Origin of the sequence: Microbacterium sp. T32, from assembly GCF_001619615.1 — a bacterium.
Taxonomy (GTDB): domain Bacteria; phylum Actinomycetota; class Actinomycetes; order Actinomycetales; family Microbacteriaceae; genus Microbacterium.
The window spans coordinates 1-3406 of the sequence record NZ_LQQP01000036.1; the positions used below are offsets into that span (position 1 = coordinate 1).

Annotated in this window: 4 protein-coding genes; 2 read left to right on the plus strand and 2 right to left on the minus strand. The window is 70.4% G+C overall.

Annotated features, from left to right (window positions below; genetic code table 11):
- Positions 1 to 126 precede the first annotated feature (126 nt).
- Together AVW09_RS14560 and AVW09_RS14565 are read left to right on the plus strand one after the other, a co-directional pair.
- Positions 127 to 1011 (plus strand): bifunctional methylenetetrahydrofolate dehydrogenase/methenyltetrahydrofolate cyclohydrolase, encoded by an 885-nt coding sequence (locus AVW09_RS14560; RefSeq protein ID WP_063258747.1) that lies wholly within the window; start codon positions 127 to 129, stop codon positions 1009 to 1011.
- A gap of 198 nt (positions 1012 to 1209) precedes the next feature.
- Positions 1210 to 1701, plus strand: a complete 492-nt coding sequence (locus AVW09_RS14565; RefSeq protein WP_063258748.1) for a hypothetical protein — start codon at positions 1210 to 1212, stop codon at positions 1699 to 1701.
- Between the two features lie 49 nt (positions 1702 to 1750).
- Here AVW09_RS14565 and AVW09_RS14570 read toward each other — a convergent pair whose 3' ends face one another.
- Both AVW09_RS14570 and AVW09_RS14575 read right to left on the minus strand, forming a co-directional pair.
- Positions 1751 to 2551 carry an HpcH/HpaI aldolase family protein gene (locus AVW09_RS14570; protein WP_063258749.1) on the minus strand — a complete coding sequence of 267 codons (801 nt, stop codon included), beginning with the start codon at positions 2549 to 2551 and terminating at the stop codon, positions 1751 to 1753.
- Positions 2536 to 3321, minus strand: a complete 786-nt coding sequence (locus AVW09_RS14575; RefSeq protein ID WP_063258750.1) for a 2-keto-4-pentenoate hydratase — start codon at positions 3319 to 3321, stop codon at positions 2536 to 2538. Before AVW09_RS14575 ends, AVW09_RS14570 begins: the two co-directional genes overlap by 16 nt.
- Positions 3322 to 3406: the final 85 nt, after the last annotated feature.

Below are 3406 nucleotides of genomic sequence, written 5' to 3' on the forward strand. Positions count from 1 at the left end.
CCGCATAAACGCTCCGGCTCGGCAGAAACGCCCGGACGCAGCGTTTCTGCCGAGCCCGAGCGTTTATGCACCAGGCCCCACACGCAGACCCACGCAAAGAGACACACCGACGGAACGAGGGATGCCATGACGGCGACGATTCTCGACGGCAAGGCCGCTGCGGCGGCGATCAAGGCGGAGCTCGCCGAGCGGGTCGCCGCGCTGCGTGAGCGCGGGATCGTCCCGGGCATCGCCACCGTGCTGGTCGGTGCGGACCCCGCCTCGCAGCTGTACGTGGGAATGAAGCACAAGCAGTCCGAGGCGATCGGCATGAATTCGATCCAGGTCGAGCTGCCCGCCGAGTCGACGCAGCAGGAGGTCGAGGCGGTCATCGACGGCCTCAACGCCGACCCGTCGTGCCACGGCTACATCGTGCAGCTGCCGCTGCCGAAGCACCTCGACACCGACGCGATCCTCGAGCGCATCGATCCGGCGAAGGATGCCGACGGCCTCCATCCCACCAACCTCGGGCGTCTCGTGCTCAACGTCAACGCGCCCATCACGACGCCGCTGCCGTGCACGCCGCGCGGCGTCATCGAGCTGCTGCTCCGCAATGACTACGACCTGAAGGGCAAGGAGGTCGTCGTCGTCGGCCGCGGCGTCACGATCGGCCGTTCCATCGGTCTGCTGCTCACCCGCCGCGAGATCAACGCCACGGTGACGCTGACGCACACCGGCACCGTCGACCTCGCGAAGCACCTGCGCGAGGCCGACGTCATCGTCGCCGCCGCGGGCGTGAAGCACATCGTGCGGGCCGAGGACGTCAAGCCGGGCGCGGCGGTGCTCGACGTCGGTGTCACGCGCGAGGTCGACCCCGAGACGGGCAAGAACCGCGTCTACGGCGACGTGCACCCCGACGTGGCAGACGTCGCGGGCTTCCTCTCGCCCAACCCGGGCGGCGTCGGCCCCATGACGGTGGCGCTGCTCATGACCAACGTCGTCGAGGCCGCGGAGCGCGCCGCCGGCCTGTAAGGCGGCGCGGCGGCGTCCCGCGCTCGGAGAGCCGGAGCCGTTTGAGCGCCAGAGCACCGCCCGCGACGGAAATCATCGGCATCCTCCCGAGCCCGGCACGACCACGGACGGTGAACCGCCGACCCACGCCGCCTGAACAGACGAAGCGCGGCGCGCAACGGGGAGGCGGAGACCGCGGAGACGTGTCAGAGTTTGTTCATGACTGCCTCCGTGCTGAACGACCTCCTCCGCCGCGTCACCGACAGCGGACTGCTCGACGAGCCGACGATCGACGAGGACACCGTCGTGGGTCTCGCCCACCTGGATGCCGCGGGCGTCGAGGTCGAGGTCGACCTCGACCCCGAGATCGAGGACGTCGACGACCCCGACGTCGACGCGATCGTGGCGTCGCTGTCCGACATCCTGTCGGTCAGCGAGGACCGCTGGCGTGCGATCGTCGACGAGGTCGCGACCGAGATCGAGGACGCCCTCGAGGACGACGAGATCGACAGCGAGATCGATCTGCGCACCGACCTCGAGGCCGTCGGCGTGGGGGTCTTCGCCGACGCGATCATCGTGGTGTTCGCCGGTGCGACGTCGTTCCCCGACGCGCTCGTGCACGTCCAGCTCACGCCCGAGCTCGAGGTCGAGGACATCGAGATCGTCAGCGACGACGACGATGAGGACGACGAGGACGACGACGAGGACTGACGCGTGACCAAGGGGGCCGGACGCGAGCGTCCGGCCCCGTCGCGTGCGGTCAGTAGCTCCCGCGCGGGGTCGAAGACGGGCGGACGAACCGCGCGGCCAGGGCTTCGGACGCGCGCGCCAGCAGGGCGACGTCGGCTCCGACGGCGACGAAGTCCGCGCCCGCGTCGAGATACGCCTCGGCGACCGCGGGGTCGAACGCGTTCACCCCGACCGGGATGCCGGCGGCGTGGGCCGCGGCGAAGACGCGGTGCACCGCCGCGACGACATCCGGATGCGACTGCTGCCCCAGCAGGCCGAGGGACGCCGACAGGTCCGCGGGGCCGACGAAGATGGCATCCACCCCCTCGACGGCCGCGATCTCGGCCGCGGCCTCGACGCCGGCCACGGTCTCGATCTGCACCGTCACCGACACGTGCTCGGCGGCGTCGGCGAGGTAGCCGTCGACGCGGTTCCACCGGGCGCTGCGGGCCAGGGCGCTGCCGACGCCGCGGATCCCGGCGGGCGGGTAGCGCGTCGCGGCGACGGCGGCGCGGGCTTCCTCGGCTGAGCCGACCATGGGCACGATGATGTTCTGCGCGCCGATGTCGAGCACCTGCTTGATGAGCACCGGGTCGTTCCACGGCACCCGGACCACCGGGGTCACGGGGTAGGCGGCCGCTGTCTGGAGCTGAGCCAGCACCGACTCGAGCGACAGCGCGCTGTGCTCCATGTCGACCAGCAGCCAGTCCAGTCCCGACCCCGCGGCGATCTCGGTCGCGACCGTGCTGCCGGCGCACACCCACATCCCGGCGAGCGGACGATCGGATGCCGCGAGGGCGGCGCGGAAAGTGGGGGTCAGACGAAGCGACACGTGAGGGTTCCCATCGGTCCGAAGTCGCACGACACGTCGTCGCCGCGCGACACCCACATGGGGCGCGTGAACGATCCTGCCAGGATGATCTCGCCCGCCTCCAGGCGCGCGCCATGCTGCGCGAACTTGTTGGCCAGCCACGCGACCCCCGTCGCGGGATGGCCGAGGACGCCGGCTGCGACCCCGGTCTCTTCGATCTCGCCGTTGCGGCTGAGGACGCCCGGCACCCAGCGCAGGTCGATCTCGTCCGGGCGCTTGTGGACATCGCCGAGCACCATCGCGCCGTACGCGGCGTTGTCGCTGATCGTGTCGACGATCGTGCGTCCCTCCAGCTCGATGTGCGAGTTGAGCACCTCGAGGGCGGGGACGGCGTAATCGATGGCCGCAAGGGCGTCCTCGAGCGTGCAGTCGGGGCCCTCGAGCGGCGCCTTCAACACGAACGCGAGCTCGACCTCGACGCGGACGTTCGAGAAGTGGTCGACCGGGATCTCGCCGCCGGAGCGGTACACGGTGTCGTCGAACATGACGCCGTAGTCGGGTTCGGTGATCCCCGTCGCGTGCTGCATCGCCTTCGACGTCAGGCCGATCTTCCGTCCGACGAGCGTGCGGCCCGCGGCGAGCTGCGTATCGCGCCAGCGGCCCTGGATCGCGTAGGAGTCCTCGACCGTGGCATCCGGGTACCGCGCGGTGATCCGCGGGATCACCGAGTTCGTCCGCCCGGCTTCCGCGAGCTCCTCTGCGATGTCGTCGATCTCCTGCTGCGTGAGCATGCGTCTCCTCCGTCGTGGTCGCGTGAGGGGTCAAAAAACGTCGCTTCGACGGCATCCAGGCGACAGAAATTGACCCCTCACGCGG

What these genes read in the sequence shown, in the direction of transcription:
- AVW09_RS14575 (WP_063258750.1), bottom strand. Translation starts at nt 3,321, where the DNA reads ATGCTCACGCAGCAGGAGATCGACGACATCGCAGAGGAGCTCGCGGAA.
- AVW09_RS14560 (WP_063258747.1), top strand. Translation starts at nt 127, where the DNA reads ATGACGGCGACGATTCTCGACGGCAAGGCCGCTGCGGCGGCGATCAAG.
- AVW09_RS14565 (WP_063258748.1), top strand. Translation starts at nt 1,210, where the DNA reads ATGACTGCCTCCGTGCTGAACGACCTCCTCCGCCGCGTCACCGACAGC.